This window comes from Streptomyces sp. DG2A-72, assembly GCF_030499575.1.
GTDB lineage: Bacteria > Actinomycetota > Actinomycetes > Streptomycetales > Streptomycetaceae > Streptomyces.
In genome coordinates, this window is record NZ_JASTLC010000003.1 from 34,751 (window position 1) to 56,637 (window position 21,887).

Below are 21,887 nucleotides of genomic sequence, written 5' to 3' on the forward strand. Positions count from 1 at the left end.
TCTGTTGGGCGAGTATCGAGGGCGTCCAACGCCCAGCGTCTATCGAGAGTGGCGGTGCTCCATGACAATCACAGTCGATTTGGACCTCGAAAAGCCGGACCTCACGGACGACACGGACACGCAGAACGAGATATTTCTGCAGGTCTTCAACTCCGGTGACGGCGCGCTCTTCGACCGGCTCTACCTGGAGGACTCCGTGTCCAACTTCTCCGGTGAGCCGCTCACCGGAGCGGCGCGCCTGAAGTTCTTCAAGGACTTCCTCGCTCCCAAGCCCCACCTCGAGGCTCGGGTCACCCACGCCTACGTCGCCGGTGATGTCGCCCTGATCGGCGTCGAGTTCACCATCGACGGCAAGGACGCGGATGGTGAACCGCTGCACATCGAGGGCACGTGCACGGACGTTCTGCGCAGGGTGGAGGACGGCCGCTGGCTGATGGCCATCGACCGTCCGGTGGCCGGCTCCCTGCTGCCGGAAACCGACGGGGACAACTGATGGCGGACGAGCAGCAGAGCCCGGTCACCGTTATCGGGCTCGGCCTCATGGGCCAGGCGCTGGCTGCCACGTTCCTGGACCACGGTTACCCCACCATCGTGTGGAATCGCACCCCGCACAAGGCCGACGCGCTCGTGGCGCGCGGTGCCGTGCAGGCCGACACTCCCGCCGCCGCGATCACCGCGAGCCGGCTGATCCTGGTGTGCGTCACGGACTACGACACCGTGGGCGAACTGCTCTCGGGGCTGACCGGTGACCTCGCCGGGCGCGTGCTCGTCAACGTCACTTCGGGCACATCCGACCGGGCCAGGGCGACCGCCGAGTGGGCGGCCGAGCACGGCATCCAGTACATCGACGGGGCGGTCATGGCCACCCCGCCGGTGATCGGCACCCCGCACGCCGCGTTCCTCTACAGCGGTGCCACGCAAGCCTATCGCGACCACGAGTCGGCCCTCAAGGTGCTCGGCGGCGGCACGGTCCACCTCGGCGAGGACGCCGGCCTTGCGGCCCTGTACGACGTGGCCCTGCTCGGCATCATGTGGGGCACCCTCAACAGCTTCCTGCAGGGAGCCGCGCTCCTGGAGACGGCCGGAGTGAGCGCGACACAGTTCGAGCCGTTCGCCACCAACTGGATCCAGGCCGTCACCGGCTTTGTCTCCAGCTACGCGGAGCAGGTCGACGAGGGCCGCTACCCCGCCCACGACGCGACGGTCGACACCCATCTGGCCACGATGAGGTACCTCCTGCACGAGAGCCGCACCCTCGGCGTGCACAGCGATCTGCCGTACTTCGTGAAGGAGTTGGCGGACCGTGCGGTGGCCGAAGGCCACGCCAAGGACAGCTACGCGAGCCTGATCGAGATCTTCCGCAAGCCGTCCTCCTGACGCCCTGGCCCTGTGTCGTCGTCCTCCCGTATCCCCGGCGGGAGGACCGCGGGTCTTTCCCCCACGGCGCACCGAACGCCGCACAGGGCCACCACCACTCACCTACCTCACCCATGGAGAGCAACATGACCTCAATCGAGCAGCGGGGCACCGGGGCAGGCCACCCGGCGAAGCGCCGCACCGTGCTGAAGTCGGCAGGCGCGGCAGGCCTGTTGGGAGCTGCCGGCGCGGCCACTGCCGGTGCCGCGAACGCCGCAGCCGGCGGCCACGACACCGCACCGGCGGGCGACGGGACCACGTATGACGCGATCGTCGTCGGCGCCGGTTATGCCGGCGTCACGGCCGCACGCGAGCTGGAGGCCAAGGGGCTGCGGACCGTCGTGCTCGAGGCGCGCGAGCGCATCGGTGGCCGCGTGTGGACCAGGCCCTTCGCCGGCCGGACCATTGACATCGGTGGTACCTGGGTCGACGAGCAGCAGAAGCTCGTCCTCGGGGAGCTGAAGCGGCACGGTATCGGCCTGCTGGCGGGGGTGGAGCCGGAACGCTCCATTTTCCGCACCCCCCAGGGCTTCACGTCCTTCGATCCCAAGGAAGCCTTCACTCGGCAAGGGCAGGTCTTCGACAAGCTCATGACCGGGTCGAAGGAGTACTTCCCGGACCCCGCGGACCCGTTCGCAGCCGGAGAGAAGATGGTGGCAGCGGACAGACTGTCGCTGCGTGAGCGGATGGACCAGCTGCGTCTGACCCCCGAGGAACAGGACTGGGTCTCCGGCATCACCAAGGCCGCCGGCCCCTCGACCCGCGGCGCCCTCACCCAGCTGGCGCACTGGTACGCACTCGGCGGCCACACCTTCGGCGGGTACATGGCCATCAACAACCTGCGGGCCGAGGGCGGCATGTCCCGGCTCATCGACGCCCTGTTGAAGGAGTCCGGCGCCGATCTGAAGCTGAATTCACCGGTCGTCGCCGTCGACGACACGGGCAGCCAGGTGCACGTCACGGTCGCCGGCGGCAGGCGGTACAAGGGCAAGGTGGCGGTGATCGCACTGCCCACCAACGTGTGGAAATCCGTCGCCTACAAGTCCGGCATACCCAGCGAGTTCGCCCGGCTCTCGGAGCAGACCATCGCGGTCCCCCGGGCCCGTAACGTGCTGATGCACGTCCGCGGCGGCGGCAAGCGGTTCACCGCCCTTGGGCCCGAGGGGTATCCGATCGGCTGGGTCGTGCCGCTGGAGGATCTGGACGACGGCTGGCTGATGGTGGGCTACAGCACTGACCCCGCTTTCGACCCCGACGACCGCGCCCAGGTCGGGGCCGCGGTGCGCGGCATCGCACCGGGAGCCGAGGTCGTCGAGGTACTCGGCCATGAGTGGGGAAGCGACCCGTACTCGCGCGGCGGCTGGACACACCGGCAACCCGGCCAGCTGACCGGGCCGTTGCGGGCGGTGCAGGAGCGTCATGGCCGTCTGGCCTTCGCCACCGCGGACATCGAGCTCAAGTGGACCGGACTGATCGAAGGGGCCATGCACCAAGGGCTCCGCGCCGCCCGCCAGCTCATCCCCCTGGCGAGCCGCTGAAGCGGGCGCCGTCCCGGAAACAGCAGAGGCCGGTCCGGTTCCTCCGGGCCGGCCCGCTGTATTTCGCTGGACGAAACTTCGGCACTGGAGATCGGGCAGCTTTCCGGAATCTGCTCTTCAATCTTCCGCAATCATCGATTTCGGTGCTGCAGCCGCTCCGCATTCCAATGTGCACGCCGACTGATGAGCTGGCAATGAGCGCCTGATGGGACCCGCCAGGTACGGTGAATACGACCACTCCGCACGGTCGTTCGAGGGTTTCGGGAGATTTCCCGTACGTATCCTGCCGGGCGTCGCGGGATTAGTTCCACGACTGTCTCTTCGGCGTCGCCGATATCCCTCAAACCGATATCCCTCAAGGGGAGAAGTCCATGCGTGTCCTAATAACCGTCTACGCCGCGCCCGCCCATCTGTACCCCATGGTCTCGCTGGCCTGGGCGCTGCAGAACGCCGGCCATGAGGTGCGTGTCGCCTCTCACCCCGACATGGCCCCGGTCATCACATCCGTGGGGCTGACCGCGGTGCCGCTCGGCGATCCGCAGACCATGCCGAAAGCGCGGGCGGCGGGCCGTACGACGCCGCCGGACGTGGTGACGAAACTGGACCGGCTCGGTGAGTCGCTGCGGCTCGGTCAGGACGAGGAGTACGCCTGGGACGTCTTCCGCACCTTCATGCTGCCGGTGCTGTGGGACTTCCACCCCGCCAATGCCGCACCCGACGTATACCGGCCCGGTGTGGACGAGCTCGTCGGGTTCGCCAGGTCGTGGCGTCCCGACCTGGTGCTGTGGGACCCCTGCTTCCCCTCGGCCGCGGTGGCGGCCAGGGCCTCGGGAGCAGTGCATGCCCGCATTCTGTGGGGTCTTGACTACTGGGGCTGGGTGCGGGACCGCTTCGCGGCACGTGGTCCCGCCGGCGGAGAGAACCCCCTCGTGGAGTCGGTACGCCCGGTGGCCCAGCGGCACGGCGTGGAGGTCGACGACGAGCTGCTGTTGGGCCAGTGGACCCTGGACCCGATGCCCGCCGGTATGCGGCTGGCGTCGGACACGCTGACCGTCCCCGTGCGCTGGATCCCCTTCAGCGGGGCCTGCGCTGTGCCGGAATGGCTCGACCAGCACTCCCAACGGCCTCGTGTCGCACTGACGTTGGGGATGTCGGTACGGAAGTTCTTCAAGGACGGCGACAGCCGTACGGCGGCGCTCCTAAAGGCGCTCGGCGGCATGGACGTCGACGTCGTCGCCACGCTCAGCGAAGAGCAGCTGTCCGCTCTCGACCGACTGCCGGACAACGTGCGGGCGGTCGACTACATACCTCTGAGCCAGCTGCTGCCCAGCTGCGACGCGATCATCCACCACGGCGGTACCGGCACCTTCGCGGCCGCCGCGCACCACGCCGTACCGCAGTTGATCACGGACGAGGAGAGCGTGTTCAACTCCTGGGACGACGAGGGGAACGAGTCGAGCTTCGTACGCAAGCACATGGACATCCCGCCCACCACGGCCTTCATCGCCCAGCGGGGCGCGGGCCTGACCCTGAACCACGCCGAGCAGTCCGTCGACGTCATGCGCAAGGAGATTGCGCGGGTGCTCTGCGACCCGTCCTTCCAGCGCGGCGCGGACCGGCTGCGTGACGACCTGCTGGCCACCCCCTCGCCAGGCGAGCTCGTCCCCGTCCTGGAGCGGATGACCGCCGAGGCCAAGGCGCGCTCCTGACCGGCCCGTAAGGCGCCCGGCCGGGCACACCACGGCCTCTGCGTCCCATAAGCCCCGCGTTCATGCAGTCCGACTCTGGAGGAAGAGAGTGATCAACGTATTCCAGCCCACGCTGGGTGACGAGGAACTCTCCGCGGTCAAGGAGGTGTTCGACTCCAACTGGCTGGGACACGGCCCGAGGACCGAGAAGTTCGAGGCCGCCTTCGCCGGGCACCTGGGGGTGCCCGCCGAGCACGTCATCTTCATCAACTCGGCCACCGCGGGCCTGTTCCTCGCCGGCGAGCTGCTCGGTCTCGGCCCCGACGACGACGTGGTGATGCCTTCGGTCAGCTTCGTCGCCGCCGGCAACGCCGTGTCGGCGACCGGCGCCCGGATGGTCTTCTGCGATGTCGACCCGCGCACGCTCAACCCGACCGCCGCTCAGGTGGAGAGCGCGCTCACGCCGCGGACCAAGGCCGTGCTGCTGCTGCACTACGGCGGTTACCCGGGCGATGTCGCCGCGATCGCCGAGCTCTGCCGCGACCGCGGCGTCACTCTCATCGAGGATGCGGCCTGCGCGGTCGCCTCCCGCGCCGACGGCACCGCGTGCGGCACCTTCGGTGACCTTGCCGTCTGGAGCTTCGACGCGATGAAGGTGCTGGTGACCGGGGACGGCGGAATGTTCTACGCCCGCGATCCCGAAGTCGCACGCCGGGCCCGCAGCTTCGCCTACCACGGCCTTGAGCAGTCCAGCGGCTTCTCCGCGGCGAAGGTGTCGCACCGCTGGTGGGAACTGAACCTGGCCAGTTTCGGCCGTCGTGTCGTCGGCAACGACGTGACCGCCGCGATCGGGCAGGTCCAGCTGCGCAGGCTGCCCGAGTTCGTGGCTCGCCGTAACGCGATCTGCGCTCTGTACAGCGAACTGCTCGCCGACGCCGAGGGCATCGTGCTGCCGCCGCCGCTGCCCGACGGGCACACCACCTCCGGCTACTTCTACTGGGTGCAGTTGGACCGGCGGATCCGCGATCAGGTGGCCGCCGACCTCCTCGACCACGGCATCTACACCACGTTCCGCTACCCGCCGCTGCACAAAGTGCCCCTCTACCGGGGCGGTGGCGTCGAGCTGCCCGGCACGGAGGAGGCATCCGGTACCACGCTGCTGCTGCCGCTGCACCAGGGCCTCGACGACCTGGAGGTCCGCACCGTCGCCGAAGAAGTGCGCAAGTCCGTCGAGAACCGGCTCAGCCGGCTTGGCGGCTGACACCGCAAGCGGAGAGAGGCAGCGTCCGTGCGTATCTCGCAGACCTCGGTTCCCGGGGCATACCTCGTTACTCCCGACCAACTCACCGACCAGCGGGGGAACTTCTATGAGGCCATGCGCGCCGATGTCTTCGAGCGCGCCCTGGGACGCCCCTTCGTGCCCCAGCAGATCAACTACTCCACCTCCCGCCGTCATACGCTGCGCGGCATCCACAGCGTGACCCTGCCCCCTGGCCAGGCGAAATACGTCACCTGTGTGCGGGGAGCGCTGCGCGACATCGTGGTGGACCTTCGGGTGGGCTCGCCGACGTTCGGGCGGCACGCGGTCCACGAGCTGGACGCCGGCTCCGGTCGCTCCGTCTTCGTACCGGAGGGCGTGGGCCACGGCTTCCTCACCCTGACCGACGACACCTGCATCTGTTACGTGCTGTCCAGCATGCATGTGCCGGGCACTCAGATCGACATCGACCCACTCGATCCCGATCTGGCACTTCCCTGGGGATTCGCGACGCCGCCGCTCATGTCCGAGAAGGACGCCGGGGCCAGCAGTGTCGCCGAGGCCGCGGCCCAGGGGCTCCTCGCCTCCTGGCAGGAGACGCACCCAAGGATCCAACCATCGCTGTGAGGAGAACCCCCATGAAGGCTCTCGTGCTGTCGGGCGGAAGCGGCACTCGCCTGCGCCCGTTCAGCTATTCCATGCCCAAACAGCTCATACCGATAGCCAACCGACCGGTCCTGGAACACGTCGTGGAGAGCATCCGCGCCATGGGCGTCACCGAGATCGGCATCGTCGTCGGCTCCTGGGGAGCGACGATCGCCGATGTGATCGGCGACGGCTCCCGCTTCGGCGCCCGCATCACCTACATCCCCCAGGATGAGCCCATGGGCCTGGCGCACTGCGTGCAGCTGGCCCGGCCCTTCCTCGGCGACGACGACTTCGTGATGTACCTCGGGGACAACATGCTGCCCGACGGGGTGACCCACGTCGCCGAGGAGTTCACGGCGAGCCGCCCCGCAGCCCAGGTCGTCCTGCACAGGGTGTCCGACCCCCGGGCCTTCGGAGTGGCCGAAGTGGACGAGTCGGGCGCCGTGCAGCGCCTGGTGGAGAAGCCTCAGCACCCAAAGAGCGACCTCGCCCTGATCGGCGTGTACTTCTTCACGAAGGCCATCCACCAGGCCGTGGACACCATCAAGCCCAGTGCCCGCGGCGAGTTGGAGATCACCGACGCCATCCAGCTGATGCTCGAACAAGGCGCGCAGATCAAGGCCAGCCTCTACGAGGGCTACTGGCAGGACACCGGCCGCGCCGAGGACGTCCTGGAGTGCAACGCAAGGCTGCTGGCCGCCCTCACCAGCCGCATCGACGGTGAAGTGGACGACACCAGCGAACTCTCCGGAACCGTGGTCATCGCTGCGGGCGCCCGGGTCGTGCGATCCAAGCTGGTCGGCCCGATCATCGTCGGAGCGGACTCGGTCGTGGAGGACAGCCACATCGGCCCGGGCACCTCGATCGGCACCGGCTGCACGCTGCGGGCCACCAGGATCACAGAGTCGATCGTCCTCGCCGGCGCCAACATCGCGAACGTCCCCGGGCTGCACCGCTCGCTGATCGGCCGCTCCGCCAGCGTCAGCCCCAGCGACCGGGGAATCGCCCAGCACCGCATGGTCATCGGCGACAACACGGTAATCGAGGTGGCAGCATGAGGATCCTCGTCACAGGAGGCGCGGGCTTCATCGGTTCGCACTACGTCCGCACACTCCTGTCGGGTGGCTACCCGGAGTACGCGGACGCGCAGGTGACGGTCTACGACGCCCTCACCTACGCGGGCAACCGCGACAACCTGCCCGCCTACCATGACCGCCTCGAGTTCATCCGGGGCGACATCACCAGCCGGGCCCTGCTGGCCGAGGTGCTGCCGGGCCACGACGTGGTGGTGCACTTCGCGGCGGAGTCACACGTGGACCGCTCGCTGCAGTCCGCCGACGCATTCATCCGCACGAACGTCGCAGGCACCCAGACCCTGCTCGACTGCTGCCTCGCGGCGGGCGTCCAGCGGGTCGTGCACATCTCCACCGACGAGGTCTACGGCTCCATCGACGAAGGCTCTTGGACCGAGAACTACCCCCTGCTGCCCAACTCCCCGTACGCCGCTTCCAAAGCCGCCTCCGACCTGGTGGCCCGGTCCTACTGGCGTACCCACGGAATCGACCTGTCGATCACCCGCTGCTCCAACAACTACGGGCCCTACCAACACCCGGAGAAGCTCATTCCGCTGTTCATCACCCAGCTCCTCGAAGGTGAACAGGTCCCCCTGTACGGCGACGGCCGCAACGTACGGGAATGGCTGCACGTCGACGACCACTGCCGCGCCATCCAACTGGTGCTCACCAAGGGCAGGGCGGGCGAGATCTACAACATCGGCGGCGGCAACGAACTGACCAACCGTCAAATCACCGACCACCTGCTGCGTTTGTTCGGCGCCGACTCCTCGGCGGTCCGGCACGTCGCCGACCGGAAGGGCCACGATCTGCGGTACGCGCTCAACGAGTCGAAGATCCGCGACGAGCTCGGCTACGCCCCCCGAGTCCCCTTCGCCCAGGGCCTCGCCGACACCGTCGCCTGGTACCGCGACAACACGGACTGGTGGAAGTCGACCAAGTACTCCGAGCATGAAGGACAGGTGGCCGTGCGATGAGCGCGCAGACCAATCCGCACCGGGCGCTCGTCCTGGACGAGACCCGCAAGTACCACCAGGACATCCAGGGCGACGGGACGTTCGTCCCCGGGGTCACGGAGATCTGGCCTTCCGGGGCCGTACTCGACGCCGACGACCGTGCCGCTCTGGTCGAGGCGGCACTCGACCTGCGGATCGCCGCCGGCCCCGCCTCCCGGAAGTTCGAGTCGCAGTTCGCCCGCAGACTGCAGCGCCGCAAGGCCCATCTCACCAACTCCGGTTCCTCGGCGAACCTGTTGGCGCTCACCGCACTCACCTCGCACGTTCTCGAGGACCGGCGGCTGCGGCCCGGCGACGAGGTGATCACCGTCGCCGCCGGCTTCCCGACCACCGTGAACCCCATCGTGCAGAACGGGCTCGTCCCGGTCTTCATCGATGTGGAGCTCGGTACGTACAACACCACCGCGGACCGGGTCGCCGAGGCCATCGGCCCCAAGACCCGGGGCATCATGATCGCGCACGCGCTCGGCAACCCCTTCGAGGTGGCCGAGGTCGCCGAACTCGCCAAGCAGCACGGGCTGTTCTTCGTCGAGGACAACTGCGACGCGGTGGGTTCGCTCTACCAGGGCAAACCAACGGGCACCTTCGGCGATCTGACGACGGTCAGTTTCTACCCCGCTCACCACATCACGATGGGCGAGGGCGGCTGTGTGCTGACCTCCGACCTCAAGCTCGCCAGGGTGGTCGAGTCACTGCGCGACTGGGGCCGGGACTGCTGGTGCGAGCCGGGCAAGAGCAATACCTGCCTCAAGCGGTTCGAGCACCAGATGGGCAGGCTGCCGAAGGGCTACGACCACAAGTACATCTTCTCCCACATCGGTTACAACCTGAAGGCCACCGACCTGCAGGCGGCGCTCGGTCTGACCCAGCTGGCCAAGGTCGACGGCTTCACCGAGGCCAGGCGGCGCAACTGGCAGCGGCTGCGGGACGGACTCGACGCCGTGCCGCACCTGGTGCTGCCGGAAGCGACCCCGGGCAGCGAACCGAGCTGGTTCGGCTTCGTGATCACCGTTGACCCGCAGGCCCCCTTCTCCCGAGCCGCCCTGGTGGACTTCCTGGAGGGCCGCAAGATCGGCACCCGGCGGCTGTTCTCCGGGAACCTCACCCGCCAGCCCGCCTATGCCGACCGTGAGCACCGGGTCGTGCGATCCCTCGCCAACAGTGACCTGATCACCGACCAGACGTTCTGGGTGGGTGTCTATCCAGGGCTGAGCGAGGAGATGCTCGACTACGTCATCGCCTCGGTCAAGGAGTTCGTGGAGGCCCACAAATGACCGCGCCAACACTGCTGCGGCCCCGTGTGGACAGCGGCCTCGCAGAGCGCTTCGCCCGCTCGGCGGCCGTCCGCGGGGTCGGAACGCAACTGCGTACCGAGGACTTCGCCGGCTGGCTCGCCGAACGCGGCAGGGCACACCGCTTCCGGGTCGAGCGCATCGCGTTCGCCGAGCTCGACGGCTGGTCCTTCCAGCCGGACAGCGGCAATCTGGGGCACCGCAGTGGCCGCTTCTTCACGGTGGAGGGCCTCCATGTCACCACCGATGAGCAGCCCTTCCCCCAGTGGCAGCAGCCCATCATCAGACAGCCGGAGGTCGGCATCCTCGGCATCCTCGTCAAGGAGTTCGACGGGGTGCTGCACTTTCTCATGCAGGCCAAGATGGAGCCCGGCAACGCCAATCTGCTCCAGCTCTCGCCCACGGTCCAGGCCACCCGGAGCAACTACACCAAAGTGCACAACGGCGCTGACGTCCGGTACATCGACTACTTCAGGGAGCCCGGCCGCGGCCGCGTGCTCGCCGATGCGCTGCAGTCCGAGCACGGCTCCTGGTTCTACCGGAAGTCCAACCGGAACATGATCGTCGAAGCGCGGGGCGAAGTGGAGCTGCACGAGGACTTCGTCTGGCTGACTCTCGGCCAGATCGGGGAGCTCCTCGAACGGGACGACGTCGTCAACATGGACTCCCGCACGGTCCTGTCCTGCGTACCGGCCGGCTCGGACGGGACCGGGGCACTGGACTCGGACACGGAACTGCTCTCCTGGTTCACCGGGGAACGGTCACGACACGACGTGCGGGCCCGCACCGTCCCGCTGAACTCCATCGACGACTGGGTGCGGGGCGAGCAGAGCATCGAGCATGTGCACGGCCGCTATTTCTCGGTTGTCGCCGTCGCCGTGCAGGCCGACAACAGGGAAGTCACCGGTTGGACCCAGCCCTTGTTCGAGCCGGTCGGCCTGGGCGTCACCGCCTTCCTGCTGCGTCACTTCGACGGCGTACCGCATGTACTGATGCACGCCAGGGTGGAGGGCGGTTTCGTGGACACCGTCGAAGCGGGCCCGACCGTCCAGTACACCCCCGCGAACTACGCAGCACTGCCCACTGAGCAGCGGCCGCCCTTCCTCGACCTGGTGCTCGGCACACCCGCCGAGAACATCCGGTACGAGGCGGTGCACTCCGAGGAAGGGGGCCGGTTCCTCAACGCGCGCAGCCGCTATCTGGTCGTCGACGCCCCAAAGGAGGTCCCCGACGAGCCACCGCCGGGATACCGCTGGGCGAGCCTTGGCCAGCTGAGCAGCCTCGTCCGGCACGGGCACTATCTCAACGTGCAGGCCCGCACGCTGCTTTCGCTCTTCCACACGGGAGCGGTGCGGCCATGACCCGGCCGATCCGCATGGGCGTCATGGGCTGTGCGGCAATCGCCAGGCGCCGCATGCTGCCCTCCTTCGCCGCCGCTCCGGGCATCGAGGTCACCGCGGTGGCCGCCCGGAGCGCGGCGCGGGCGGAAGAGGTCGCGCGCACCTACGGCTGCCGCCCTGTGACGGGCTACGGCGACCTGCTTGCCGACGCATCCGTCGACGCCGTCTACATCCCGCTGCCCGCCGCGCTGCACGCCACCTGGGTGGAGGCCGCCCTGCTCGCGGGCAAGCACGTACTGGCCGAGAAGCCGATGTCGCTCAGCGCCGGGCGGACGGCAGAGCTGCTCAACCTGGCCCGCTCGCGGGGGCTCGCACTGATGGAGAACGTGATGTTCGTTCACCATCCGCAGCACGCGCGACTGCGGGACCTGCTCGCAGAGATCGGTGAACTGCGCGCTCTGGTCGCGGAGTTCGCCGTGCCAGGTCTGCCGCCCGGCGACATCCGATACAACCGTGCGCTGGGCGGTGGCGCGCTGTGGGATACCGGCGTCTACCCCGTACGGGCCGCCCTGCATTTCCTGGGCACGGAACTGCACACCGTGGGCGCCACATTGACCCAGGAACCGGAGCTCGGCGTCGACATCGCGGGAGCGGCGTTGCTGCGCACTCCCGGTGGGGTACACGCCCAGCTGTCGTTCGGGCTCGACCACGCGTACCGCAACCGCTGTGAGCTGTGGGGCAGCAAGGGCCACATCTCGGTGGACCGCTACTTCACTCCTCCGGCCGACCATCAGCCGGTGGTCCGTCTCGAACAAGCCGTGGGAAGCCAGGAGTTGGTGCTCGACGCGGCCGATCAGGTGGCCCGGACAGTGTCGGCCTTCGCCGACGCCGTTCGCGCGGGCGAGGTTTTGGACGGACCCGTCGTACGCCGCCAGGCGGAGCTCCTGGACGAACTGAGGGCCGCGGCCGGCGGCTAGCCGGAGAAGCACGTACGCCTGCGGGTGAGAGCCGATTCCGGCTCTCACCCGCAGGCGGTACGTGCTTCTCTTCTTCTCTCCCCCGCCCCTGCGGTGTGGTGCAGGGGTCAGACTCCCGGCACCTGAGCGGTCTTCGCCGCCGAGTCGTCCGGGTCGCCGGCGGCGACGGTCTCGGCGTGCTCCTCGTTGCCGGGGCGGATGTGCCGCAGCAGAGCCATGGACACGGCGGCCAGCAGCCCGAGGATGGCAACGCATGCCCAGGCCACGGCGTTCATGCCGCCGATGAACCCCTCGGCGGTGGTTGCGCCGTCGGACGTACGGCCGCGCTGCACGGCGGCGCCCAGGCTGCCGAGGAGCGCCACGCCCAGCGCGATGCCGAGCTCGGACCCGGTTTCCGACAGGGCGGACGCGGATCCCGCGCGCTCGGGCGGCGCCGAGCCCACGATCAGGTCGGTGCCGAGCACCATCATCGGACCAAAGCCCAGGAAGGCGATGGTGACCCCGCTGACCGCCAGCGCAAGGCTGCCGTCCTCGGGCACGATGGCCAGGAGCACGGCGCCGGACGCGGCGAGTACCAGACCGGAGGCCACCAGATAGGCCGGGCGGACGGTGCGGGCGATGGCCGGCGAGAGCATTGAGCTGAGCACCGTGGCGAGGGCCGGCGCCACCAGCCACAGACCCGCCTGGAAGGGGCCGAGTCCCTCGCCGGTCTGGAAGTACTGCGAGGCGAAGAGGAAGATGCCGCCGGAGACGACGGTGCCGAACAGGATGACCGTCAACGCGCCGCTGAACGAGCGGTTGCCGAACAGCCGCATGTCCATGAGAGGGCTGGCGATCGACCGCTGGCGCCGGACGAAGACGACACCGACCGCGACACCGAGTACGACAGCCACGGCCGCGGTCACGGAGATCCCGTGTTCGGCAAGGTGCTTGAGGCCGTAGATCACCGACAGCACGGCCACCAGCGACATGACGGCGCTGACCAGATCCACCTTGCCGGCGCTCTTGTCGCGGTACTCGGGAAGCAGCACCGGCGCGGTCACCAGGAGCAGCAGCATGATGGGGACGCCGAGGAGGAACACGGAGCCCCACCAGAACAGTTCGAGCAGCGTGCCGCCGACCAGTGGCCCGATGGTCGACCCCACCATGAAGCAGGTCATCCAGAGCCCGATCGCGCTGGCTCGCTGCCGGGGGTCGAGGAACATGTTGCTGATCAGGGCGAGTGTGGAGGGCATCAGGGTCGCGCCGGCGATGCCAAGGAGCGCACGTGCTGCGATCAGCGTCTCGGCGGAGGGTGCGTAGGCGGCGAGTACGGAGGCGACGCCGAAGGCCGCGGCTCCGATGAGCAGCAGCCTTCGGCGGCCGATCCGGTCACCCAAGGTGCCCATGGTGACGAGGAATCCAGCGATCATGAATCCGTAGATATCCATGATCCACAACGACTGCGTGGCACTGGGGTCCAGGTCGGCGCTGAGATGAGGCAGCGCCAGGTACAGCACGCTCATGTCGAGGGAGAGCAGCAGTGTGGGCAGAGCCAGAACGGTCAGGCCCAGCCATTCCCGCCGACCCGCGGTCGGGGGGTACCGGCCTGTGCGTCGGTGTCCATGAATGATCCTTCTGTCGCGGCATCGGCGCCGCCTCGGAGCCACGTCCGTTGCGCGTGCCGTCTGTTACGTGTGCGGTTGGTCGCGTGCGGGAGGGCGGGGCCTCTACTTCTTCTCCTCGCCGAAGGGGTCGTCGATGGCGTAGCGCCATGTGCCGTCGTCCCCGAGGCGCAGCACGTCCACGCCGACGCCCTCCATGACCTCACCGGAGACGTCCATGTGCCAGTCGACGATGAGCAGCGCGGTCTCCTTGGTCGCGAACGACTGCCGCACCGTGGCGCGCATGACGGGGCGCCGGGAGAGGAACTCCTTGGTGTACTCCTTGCGGGCCTGGCCGGTGAGTGGCTTTCCCGGCTCCCACACGGCGACTGCCTCGTCCGTGTAAAAGGCGTTCACCTGGTCGGCGTCACCGGAGTTGAAGGCCCTGACGTAGTCGTCGGTGTGCTTGTGAAAGCGGTCTTCTACTGCGTTGTTGACGGTTCCGGACTCATTCGACATGCGAATACTCCGCTCTTCGGGGACGAAGTCACTTTGATCGCTCCCGTGTGACGGTATCGAGGCCCCTTCCACAGCTCGGTAACTGGTCGCTCATTGAGCCATGGCCGTGCATACGAGATCGCTGATTACCGGCCTGTGACTCGGGGCTGAAATCGTGCTGCCCAAAGGAACGTAGGGTCGAATTCCGAACATCTCGATCAACCGTCGGAGCAGTTCCAACCACACAGGAGCATTTTCAAGCCGCCGGGTGGCTGATACCGGACATTGCAAAGCTTCCGCTGCCGTTGTTCCTGCTCGCTCATCCTGGCGAGAAACCTCCGGTGGCTCCCAAGAACGTGGCGCGCCTGACCGGTCCCGCATGGGCTCACCGCCTCCGACGCGAACTCTTCCGTCCGGGCCACAGCGCTCCACAACCGAGCAGTCCGTCCCTTCCCGCAGCGGAGGTACCACATGACCGTCCAGTCCTGTCCGTTCGCGCACGGCGCCTTCACCATCGATCCAAGTGGCACCGACGTCCACGGTGAGGCAGCACAGCTGCGTCAGCGCGGCCGTGCCACCCGGGCCGAACTGCTCGGCGTGGAAACCTGGTGGGTCACCGACCATGCGCTGATCAAGCAGTTGCTCACCGACCCTCGAGTCTCCCGCGACCCCTACCGCCACTGGCCCGCCTGGGAGAACGGCGAGGGAGAGCTGGCCCGCACCTGGCCGCTGGCCGCCTACGTGGCCGACCGTAATCTGTTCACGGCGTACGGAGAGGAGCACAAGCGGCTGCGCAAGCTGGTCGCCGGTGCCTTCACCGCCCGGCGTACGGCCGCGATGAAGGAACGCATCGAGGAGATCGCGGCAGAGGTCATCGAAAGGCTGACCACGCTGCCCGCCGGCCAACCGGTCGATCTGCGCCAGGAGTTCGCCTACCCGCTGCCCGCCCGGGTCATCTCCGAACTCCTCGGCATTCCCGCCGCGGCGCGCGCCAAGCTGCTCCCGCTGGTCGACGGCCTGTTGCGCACCACCAACTCAGTGGAGGAGATGCAGCAGATCGAGAAGGATCTGATGCTCAGGACAGGCGAGTTGATCGAGGAGAAGAGGGCGAACCCGGGAGACGACCTCACCAGCGCCCTGGTCCTCGCCCATGACGACTCCGACGGCAGCGGGCTGACCTTCCAGGAGCTGACCGACACTCTCGTCCTGATCTTCATGGCGGGGTATGAGACCACGGTCAACCTCCTGGACCATGCCGTCTTCGCGCTGCTGACGCGCCCCGACCAGCTCCAACTGGTGCGGCAGGGATCGGCGTCCTGGAAGGACGTGGTCGAGGAGACCCTTCGGCTCGAGGCACCGCTGATGAACGTCCTGCTGCGGTACGCCGTAGAGGACATCGAACTGGAGGACCTGACCATCTCCAAGGGGGAGCCCATCGTGGTCTCCTTCGGCGCCGCAGGTCGTGACCCGGGGGTCCACGGGGACGACGCGGACGGCTTCGACGTCACCCGGTCGAGCAACCGGGAGCACATCGCCTTCGGCTTCGGGGCACATCACTGCCTCGGGGCCCCGCTCGCCCGCCTGGAGGCGGAGATCACCCTGCCCGCGCTCTTCAACCGGTTCCCGCAGCTGGCCCTTGCCACGGACGCGGGTGAGGTGAAGCGGGGCGAGTCCTTCGTGAACAACGGGCACGAAGCGCTGCCGGTGCTTCTCGGCGCCCCCTCGGCCACCGGCTGAACCGGCCCGGAACGCGACAGGGCCGGCCGTCGATCCGACGGCCGGCCCTGTCGCGCCTACAGGCGGCAGGCGCTCACGCGGCAGTACGCGACTTCTCAGGCGCCTTGCGGCCGTCTCGGGGCTTGGACCAGCGCCGCATCGCCGGCCGCTCCACCCCGATATACAACAGCCAGGCGATGAGCAGGGTGATTCCGAAGCAGGCCAGCAGCACTCCGGTGCCTGTGAGCAGGGAGAACTTCCTCTCCACTCCGAGGAGTTCCTGGCCGTACAGCAGGACCGGCCACTGAACCAGGTAGAAGGCGAAGGACACTTCACCGAGCCACTGCATGGGGCGGGTGCGCAGCCAGGTCTCCCGCTTGCGCACATCGAGCATCGCAGTTTCCGGGATCATCAGTGCCAGCGGAACCGCGGTGAGGGCGACCAGGCCGTAGAGCTGCGGGGCCTCCAGGGCCGCGGCGTAGCAGAACACGAAGAGCACGGTCAGCGGCAGCAGCCCTATCCCGATCCAGCGGCCCGTCAGCACGACCCGAGCGAGCACGATGCCAAGGACGAAGTCCAGTACGCGCGTGGCCGGGAAGATGTAGAGGAACCAGTAGGCGGCCTCCGACACGTCCTCCCCCGGCGGCAGCACCACGGTGGGCCGCGCGGGCAGGAAGGCGCCGGCGATCAGCGGCAGTACGGCGATCACGAGGAGAAGGCCGATGGCCACGCCCCACAGGGCTTGCGGCCTGATACGGCCGATCCAGCGGTGCAGCAGCGGAAAGAGCAGATAGAACAGCATCTCGCAGCCGAGCGACCAGCTGGGCAGGTTGACGCTGAAGTACACGTCCTCCGAAGGCACCCAGGACTGGAGCAGCAGCAGATTCAGGACGGCGGTGCCGCCGCCCACGGTGGCCCCGGCGAACAGCACCATGGCCAGTGCGTAGGTCACCACGTGATTCGGGAAGACCTTGAAGAAGCGCCGGCGCCAGAAAGCGGTCATCGAGTCGTTCGGTTTCGCCGCCCAGGTGAGAATGAACCCGCTGAGCACAAAGAAGAACGAAACACCGATCCAGCCCGCTCTGCTGAAAATATAGGCGATCCCTTCCGATACCTGCGTGTCCTCGAATATTCGGAACACGGCCACGTGGAAGAAGAACACGGAGAGAGCCGCAAGGAATCGCATGCCCGTGATCGAGGTGAGCCGGGTGCCCTGCGCCGTGGCTTCCGCCGTGACCTGGGACGGATCCGGCCTACCGGAATTCGTGTCTGGCTCGAATGGTGTTGAGGGTGCAGTCATGACACCTGCTTCTGGTACGAGTCGGGAGGGGCTCCATCGCGGGACAGGTCAGGGCGCCCTCTTGGGAATGGGAGAGCCGGGTAGAAATTGACGGTATCCGGTGGCCTGAATCCTTTGGCCAGTCTCCGGTAACCGACGACTAACTCCGCTTCCGTTTTCCCGGATTACTCACCGAAGCAGGTACCGGTCCACGCCGCCTGTGCGGACGGCGCGGTACTGCTTGAGGCTCTATCGCGGAACGGCGAGAGGCTCAGACCCCGATGGCCACGGCCGCCGCCCGTGCACCGAGACGAGCCGGCTCCCGGCGCGAAACCGTGAGCGCGCTGATCAGCAAGCCGCCCCGGCAGAGCCAGCGCCCCTGCCAGATGTGTACCGCGGGGGTGTGCGGAGCGGGGTCCGGGATGCGGACACGGGCAGTGTAGAGAGGGCTCTGCGCGCTGAAGGTGACAGTGGCATCCTCGAAGTCGAGGCGCTGCCCGGTGCAGGGGTACCAGCTCTTGTAAACCGTCTCCTTCATGGAGAAGAGCAGCCGGCCCCAGTGGATTCCGGGGGCGCTGACGGCCAGCTCCCCGATGAGGCGCTGCTCCACGGGCAGGGCGATGGTCTCCAGCACCCCGGCCGGAAGCGGCTCATTGGGCTCCGCATCGATGCCGATCATGGTGATGTCATCGCCGCGGGCGAGGGCCGCGGCCCGGTAGCCGGCGCAGTGGGTGAGGCTGCCGATGATGCCGTCGGGCCACTGCGGTGCACCGTGCGGATCAGGGAGCACGGGCGCGGGCGCTTCGCCGAGGCGGGCGAGGGCGCGGCGCGCACACCAGCGCACGGTGGCGAATTCACGTCGCCGGACGACCTTCGCCTTCTTGATGACGTCGCGTTCCTCGGGGTACAGCGGGAAGTCCGGCAGGTCGTGGAACGCTTCCACGGCGACGACACCGGGCGGGAGCAGTTCTTCGATCATCCTCGCTCGGCCTCTGCGGGGCGGCCTGGTGACGCGGTGGCGTCAGACGGTGTGTACGGAAGGATCCGGCGCAGTCCGGTGCGCGGGTGGTTCGGCCTGCGCCATTCGCGCGGGTAGCCGACGGAGACCTCTTCGAAGCGCACGCCGTCGTGCCAGGTGGTGCGTGGGATGTGCAGGTGCCCGTAGACGACGCTCTGTGCGCGGAAGCGGCGGTGCCAGTCGGCTGTGCGGACTGTGCCGCACCACTGGGCGAACTCCTGGTGATACAGCAGGCTGGTGTTCTGCCGGATCAGCGGGAAGTGATTGACGAGGACGGTGGGCAGCTCCGGGTCGCAGGTCTTAAGGCGCTGTTCGGTCTCCGCGACCCGGGCCCGGCACCAGGCGTCCCGGGTGGGGTACGGGTCGGGGTGGAGCAGGAACTCGTCGCTGCAGACGATGCCCTTGTCGTACGCGACGGCCAAGGACTCCCGTTTGGTCGTCGTGCCGGGGGCGTGGAATGTGTAGTCGTACAGCAGGAACAGCGGCGCCACGGTCACCGGCCCTCCGGGGCCGTCCCAGATCGCGTAGGGGTCTTCAGGGGTGAGCACGCCGAGGCTTCGGCAGAGCTCCACGAGGCGGTCGTAGCGGGCCTGGCCGCGCAGTTGCAGGGGATCTTCGCGCGGGGTCCACAGCTCGTGGTTGCCCGGTGCCCAGATGACTTTGGCGAAGCGGTTGCTGAGAGCGGTAAGGGCCCACTCGATGTCCGTGGACAGCTCACCGACGTCACCGGCGACGATCAGCCAGTCGCCGTCGGAGGTCGGCCGCAGGCAGTTGGCGATCTTCTTGTTCTCGGCATGGACGACATGCAGATCGCTGATGGCGAGGAGACTGCCGCCGCCCGCGCTCACGACGGGTCCTTGATGTCGCAGATCGCAGCGCCGGCGGTGAGGGAGGCGCCGACTTCGGCGGTGAGGCCCTTGACGGTGCCGGCCTTGTGGGCGTTCAGCGGCTGCTCCATCTTCATCGCCTCAAGGACGACGACCAGGTCGCCTTCGGCGACTTCCTGGCGCTCTTCGACGGCGACCTTGACGATGGTGCCCTGCATCGGGGAGGCGAGGGTGTCGCCGGAGGCGGCAGGACCCGACTTCTTCGCGGCCCGGCGCTTGGGCTTGGCACCGGCCGCCAGACCGGTGCGCGCCAGGGACATGCCGAGTGAGGACGGCAGGGAGACCTCGAGGCGCTTGCCGCCGACCTCGACGACGACCGTCTCGCGGCCCGCCTCGTCCTCGTCCGTCCCGGAGGGGGTGGCCGCGAAGGGCTTGATGTCGTTGACGAACTCGGTCTCGATCCAGCGGGTGTGGACCGTGAACGGGTCGGCGGTGAACGCCTCGTCGACGACGACGGCCTGGTGGAAGGGGATGGCGGTGGCCATGCCCTCGACCTTGAACTCCGCGAGCGCGCGGGCGGCGCGCTGCAGGGCCTGCTGGCGGGTGGCGCCGGTGACGATCAGCTTGGCCAGGAGGGAGTCCCAGGCGGGGCCGATCACGCTGCCGGATTCCACGCCCGCGTCCAGGCGGACACCGGGGCCCGACGGCGGGTCGAAGAGGGTGACGGTGCCGGGGACGGGCAGGAAGCCGCGCCCGGGGTCCTCGCCGTTGATGCGGAACTCGAAGCTGTGGCCGCGGGCTTCGGGGTCGCCGTGGCCCAGGGCCTCGCCGTCGGCGATACGGAACATCTCCCGGACCAGGTCGATGCCGGTGACCTCTTCGGTGACCGGGTGCTCGACCTGCAGCCGGGTGTTGACCTCGAGGAAGGAGATGGTGCCGTCCGTGCCGACGAGGAACTCCACGGTGCCCGCGCCGACATATCCGGCTTCCTTGAGGATGGCCTTGGAGGCGCGGTACAGCTCGGCGTTCTGCTCCTCGGAGAGGAACGGCGCCGGGGCCTCCTCGACCAGCTTCTGGTGCCGGCGCTGCAGTGAGCAGTCACGGGTGGAGACGACGACCACGTTGCCGTGGGTGTCGGCCAGGCACTGGGTCTCGACGTGGCGGGGCTTGTCGAGGTAGCGCTCCACGAAGCACTCGCCCCGGCCGAAGGCGGCCACTGCCTCGCGCACCGCGGAGTCGTAGAGCTCCGGGACCTCTTCGAGGGTGCGGGCGACCTTCAGGCCGCGCCCGCCACCGCCGAAGGCGGCCTTGATCGCGATCGGCAGGCCATGCTCCTCGGCGAAGGCCACGACCTCGTCGGCTCCCGAGACCGGGTCGGGAGTACCGGCGACCAGGGGTGCGCCGGCGTGCTGGGCGATATGCCGGGCGGCGACCTTGTCACCCAGGTCCCGGATCGCCTGCGGGGGCGGTCCGATCCAGATCAGGCCCATGTCCAGGACCGCCTGGGCGAACTCGGCGTTCTCCGACAGGAAGCCATAGCCGGGGTGGACCGCGTCCGCCCCCGAGTCCTTGGCTGCGGCCAGCACCTTGGCCATGTCCAGATAGCTGGTGGCCGGGGTGTCACCGCCCAGGGCGAACGCCTCGTCGGCCGCTCGGACATGCAGGGCATCCCGGTCCGGTTCGGCGTAGACGGCCACACTCGCGATCCCCGCGTCCTGGCACGCCCGGGCCACGCGGACAGCGATTTCGCCACGGTTGGCGATGAGCACCTTGCGCACGACTACCTCCTGGTCAGGTCAGCTGGTTCGGTGACGCACCGGTCCCGTGATCCTGACGTCCGAGAATTCATGGAGTGCTCGCGTGAACTGACCATGCCGGGAAGTTATACGAGGCGCGCGATCGGTGGATAATCCTCCGGAAATTATCCCGGTCCTCCTTCAAGACCGGTCAGTTACCAGGCCGTGCACGCCATCTCATGGCGCGGAAGCAGCCGCTGACATGACTGCGCAGCATGTCAGCGGTTCTGAGCGTCCAGTTACTCGACGATGCCAGACGATTCGTCCGACTCCCGTATGTTCCCTCGTTAATGGCTTACAGGAAGGGCGTGACATGAACTCTGTAACCACAGAAATCGGAGGGGACCGAGCAACGGCCGCGGAAGCCGAACCGGCTGCGCTGCGGGACGTCATGGCCCGGTTCGCCACGGGGGTCACCGTGCTGTCCACTGGTGGCGACCACCTCCACGGCATGACCGCGAACGCGTTCACCTCGGTCTCCCTCGACCCGCCATCCGTCCTGTGCTGCATCGACCACAGTGCGGTGATGCACGAGGCCATCACCGCCGCGGGTCACTTCGGTGTCTCCATCATGGAGGCCACTCAGGAGGACGTGGTGCGGTTCTTCGCAGACAAGAAACGGCCCCTCGGGCCCGAGCAGTTCGCCCGCATCGACTGGGCGCCGGGGCCACACACCGGCGCGCCACTGCTGTCCGGGGCGCTCGCCTGGCTGGAGTGCGACCTGTCCGCCGCGCACAGCTTCGGCGACCACTCCATATTCGTCGGCCGGGTCGTCGAAGCGCGCCGCGGCAGCGGCCAGGACGGGCTGCTCTTCTTTGACGGCGCATTCCAGCGAGCCGTCGCCCGCGCCGCGTGACACCGACCGCACCGGCCTTCCGATATTGCACACGACACGGTCCGCCTGCCCTCGAATGTCAAGGGGTG

The 21,887-nt window shown here is 68.2% G+C and carries 19 protein-coding genes; 13 read left to right on the forward strand and 6 right to left on the reverse strand.

The features are described from left to right. The first annotated feature begins 61 nt into the window (after positions 1–61). From QQY66_RS49445 to QQY66_RS49495, 11 genes are all read left to right on the forward strand, one after another. Positions 62–493 (forward strand): nuclear transport factor 2 family protein, encoded by a 432-nt coding sequence (locus QQY66_RS49445; RefSeq protein ID WP_301987900.1) that lies wholly within the window; start codon positions 62–64, stop codon positions 491–493. Then, complete coding sequence (locus tag QQY66_RS49450; protein WP_301987901.1) at positions 493–1,377, forward strand: NAD(P)-dependent oxidoreductase; 885 nt, start codon at positions 493–495, stop codon at positions 1,375–1,377. Before QQY66_RS49445 ends, QQY66_RS49450 begins: the two co-directional genes overlap by 1 nt. Positions 1,378–1,502: 125 nt before the next feature. Further along, complete coding sequence (locus tag QQY66_RS49455) at positions 1,503–2,954, forward strand: NAD(P)/FAD-dependent oxidoreductase (protein WP_301987902.1); 1,452 nt, start codon at positions 1,503–1,505, stop codon at positions 2,952–2,954. Between the two features lie 371 nt (positions 2,955–3,325). Further along, positions 3,326–4,663 carry a nucleotide disphospho-sugar-binding domain-containing protein gene (locus tag QQY66_RS49460; RefSeq protein WP_301987903.1) on the forward strand — a complete coding sequence of 446 codons (1,338 nt, stop codon included), beginning with the start codon at positions 3,326–3,328 and terminating at the stop codon, positions 4,661–4,663. Positions 4,664–4,751: 88 nt separating this feature from the next. Beyond that, positions 4,752–5,903 (forward strand): DegT/DnrJ/EryC1/StrS aminotransferase family protein, encoded by a 1,152-nt coding sequence (locus tag QQY66_RS49465; RefSeq protein WP_301987904.1) that lies wholly within the window; start codon positions 4,752–4,754, stop codon positions 5,901–5,903. 27 nt (positions 5,904–5,930) lie between these two features. Then, complete coding sequence (locus QQY66_RS49470) at positions 5,931–6,527, forward strand: dTDP-4-dehydrorhamnose 3,5-epimerase family protein (protein WP_301987905.1); 597 nt, start codon at positions 5,931–5,933, stop codon at positions 6,525–6,527. A gap of 11 nt (positions 6,528–6,538) precedes the next feature. Further along, a complete protein-coding gene (locus QQY66_RS49475) occupies positions 6,539–7,606 on the forward strand; it encodes a glucose-1-phosphate thymidylyltransferase (RefSeq protein WP_301987906.1) in 1,068 nt (355 codons plus the stop codon). Then, positions 7,603–8,598, forward strand: coding sequence for a dTDP-glucose 4,6-dehydratase (gene rfbB / locus QQY66_RS49480; RefSeq protein ID WP_301987907.1), 996 nt, complete (start codon positions 7,603–7,605; stop codon positions 8,596–8,598). Before QQY66_RS49475 ends, rfbB begins: the two co-directional genes overlap by 4 nt. Continuing rightward, complete coding sequence (gene rfbH / locus QQY66_RS49485) at positions 8,595–9,911, forward strand: lipopolysaccharide biosynthesis protein RfbH (RefSeq protein ID WP_301987908.1); 1,317 nt, start codon at positions 8,595–8,597, stop codon at positions 9,909–9,911. The genes rfbB and rfbH overlap by 4 nt, the downstream gene beginning before the upstream one ends. Further along, positions 9,908–11,290 carry an NDP-hexose 2,3-dehydratase family protein gene (locus QQY66_RS49490; RefSeq protein WP_301987909.1) on the forward strand — a complete coding sequence of 461 codons (1,383 nt, stop codon included), beginning with the start codon at positions 9,908–9,910 and terminating at the stop codon, positions 11,288–11,290. The genes rfbH and QQY66_RS49490 overlap by 4 nt, the downstream gene beginning before the upstream one ends. Further along, entirely contained in the window at positions 11,287–12,246 is a 960-nt protein-coding gene (locus QQY66_RS49495) for a Gfo/Idh/MocA family protein (protein WP_301987910.1), read from the forward strand. Before QQY66_RS49490 ends, QQY66_RS49495 begins: the two co-directional genes overlap by 4 nt. A gap of 107 nt (positions 12,247–12,353) precedes the next feature. On the opposite strand, the gene QQY66_RS49500 is transcribed toward QQY66_RS49495, so the two are convergent. Both QQY66_RS49500 and QQY66_RS49505 read right to left on the reverse strand, forming a co-directional pair. After that, the gene (locus tag QQY66_RS49500) at positions 12,354–13,856 is read right to left on the reverse strand and encodes an MFS transporter (RefSeq protein WP_301988016.1); all 1,503 of its coding nucleotides are present in this window, start codon (positions 13,854–13,856) and stop codon (positions 12,354–12,356) included. A 99-nt stretch (positions 13,857–13,955) separates the two neighbouring features. Beyond that, on the reverse strand, positions 13,956–14,348 hold the full coding sequence (locus QQY66_RS49505) for a nuclear transport factor 2 family protein (protein WP_301987911.1): 393 nt from the start codon (positions 14,346–14,348) through the stop codon (positions 13,956–13,958). 450 nt (positions 14,349–14,798) lie between these two features. Between QQY66_RS49505 and QQY66_RS49510 the strand changes: the two genes are divergently transcribed. Further along, positions 14,799–16,064, forward strand: a complete 1,266-nt coding sequence (locus QQY66_RS49510; protein ID WP_301987912.1) for a cytochrome P450 — start codon at positions 14,799–14,801, stop codon at positions 16,062–16,064. Between the two features lie 73 nt (positions 16,065–16,137). On the opposite strand, the gene QQY66_RS49515 is transcribed toward QQY66_RS49510, so the two are convergent. The 4 genes from QQY66_RS49515 to QQY66_RS49530 all read right to left on the reverse strand — a co-directional run bounded on the left by QQY66_RS49515 (position 16,138) and on the right by QQY66_RS49530 (position 20,945). After that, positions 16,138–17,229, reverse strand: a complete 1,092-nt coding sequence (locus tag QQY66_RS49515) for an acyltransferase (RefSeq protein ID WP_301987913.1) — start codon at positions 17,227–17,229, stop codon at positions 16,138–16,140. 364 nt (positions 17,230–17,593) lie between these two features. Beyond that, positions 17,594–18,301 carry a 4'-phosphopantetheinyl transferase gene (locus QQY66_RS49520; RefSeq protein ID WP_301987914.1) on the reverse strand — a complete coding sequence of 236 codons (708 nt, stop codon included), beginning with the start codon at positions 18,299–18,301 and terminating at the stop codon, positions 17,594–17,596. Then, a complete protein-coding gene (locus QQY66_RS49525; protein WP_301987915.1) occupies positions 18,298–19,188 on the reverse strand; it encodes a metallophosphoesterase in 891 nt (296 codons plus the stop codon). Before QQY66_RS49525 ends, QQY66_RS49520 begins: the two co-directional genes overlap by 4 nt. After that, positions 19,185–20,945, reverse strand: a complete 1,761-nt coding sequence (locus tag QQY66_RS49530; RefSeq protein ID WP_301987916.1) for a biotin carboxylase N-terminal domain-containing protein — start codon at positions 20,943–20,945, stop codon at positions 19,185–19,187. The genes QQY66_RS49525 and QQY66_RS49530 overlap by 4 nt, the downstream gene beginning before the upstream one ends. 331 nt (positions 20,946–21,276) lie before the next feature. Here QQY66_RS49530 and QQY66_RS49535 point away from each other — a divergent pair, with 331 nt between their 5' ends. Next, positions 21,277–21,819 (forward strand): flavin reductase family protein, encoded by a 543-nt coding sequence (locus QQY66_RS49535; protein WP_301987917.1) that lies wholly within the window; start codon positions 21,277–21,279, stop codon positions 21,817–21,819. Positions 21,820–21,887 lie beyond the last annotated feature (68 nt).

Bases quoted from the DNA above. Each gene is read 5' to 3' on its own strand.
- QQY66_RS49490 (WP_301987909.1), top strand. From the start codon at position 9,908: ATGACCGCGCCAACACTGCTGCGGCCCCGTGTGGACAGCGGCCTCGCA.
- QQY66_RS49450 (WP_301987901.1), top strand. From the start codon at position 493: ATGGCGGACGAGCAGCAGAGCCCGGTCACCGTTATCGGGCTCGGCCTC.
- QQY66_RS49520 (WP_301987914.1), bottom strand. From the start codon at position 18,301: ATGATCGAAGAACTGCTCCCGCCCGGTGTCGTCGCCGTGGAAGCGTTC.
- QQY66_RS49445 (WP_301987900.1), top strand. From the start codon at position 62: ATGACAATCACAGTCGATTTGGACCTCGAAAAGCCGGACCTCACGGAC.
- QQY66_RS49515 (WP_301987913.1), bottom strand. From the start codon at position 17,229: ATGCGATTCCTTGCGGCTCTCTCCGTGTTCTTCTTCCACGTGGCCGTG.
- QQY66_RS49495 (WP_301987910.1), top strand. From the start codon at position 11,287: ATGACCCGGCCGATCCGCATGGGCGTCATGGGCTGTGCGGCAATCGCC.
- QQY66_RS49475 (WP_301987906.1), top strand. From the start codon at position 6,539: ATGAAGGCTCTCGTGCTGTCGGGCGGAAGCGGCACTCGCCTGCGCCCG.
- QQY66_RS49505 (WP_301987911.1), bottom strand. From the start codon at position 14,348: ATGTCGAATGAGTCCGGAACCGTCAACAACGCAGTAGAAGACCGCTTT.
- rfbH (WP_301987908.1), top strand. From the start codon at position 8,595: ATGAGCGCGCAGACCAATCCGCACCGGGCGCTCGTCCTGGACGAGACC.
- rfbB (WP_301987907.1), top strand. From the start codon at position 7,603: ATGAGGATCCTCGTCACAGGAGGCGCGGGCTTCATCGGTTCGCACTAC.
- QQY66_RS49460 (WP_301987903.1), top strand. From the start codon at position 3,326: ATGCGTGTCCTAATAACCGTCTACGCCGCGCCCGCCCATCTGTACCCC.
- QQY66_RS49455 (WP_301987902.1), top strand. From the start codon at position 1,503: ATGACCTCAATCGAGCAGCGGGGCACCGGGGCAGGCCACCCGGCGAAG.
- QQY66_RS49535 (WP_301987917.1), top strand. From the start codon at position 21,277: ATGAACTCTGTAACCACAGAAATCGGAGGGGACCGAGCAACGGCCGCG.
- QQY66_RS49510 (WP_301987912.1), top strand. From the start codon at position 14,799: ATGACCGTCCAGTCCTGTCCGTTCGCGCACGGCGCCTTCACCATCGAT.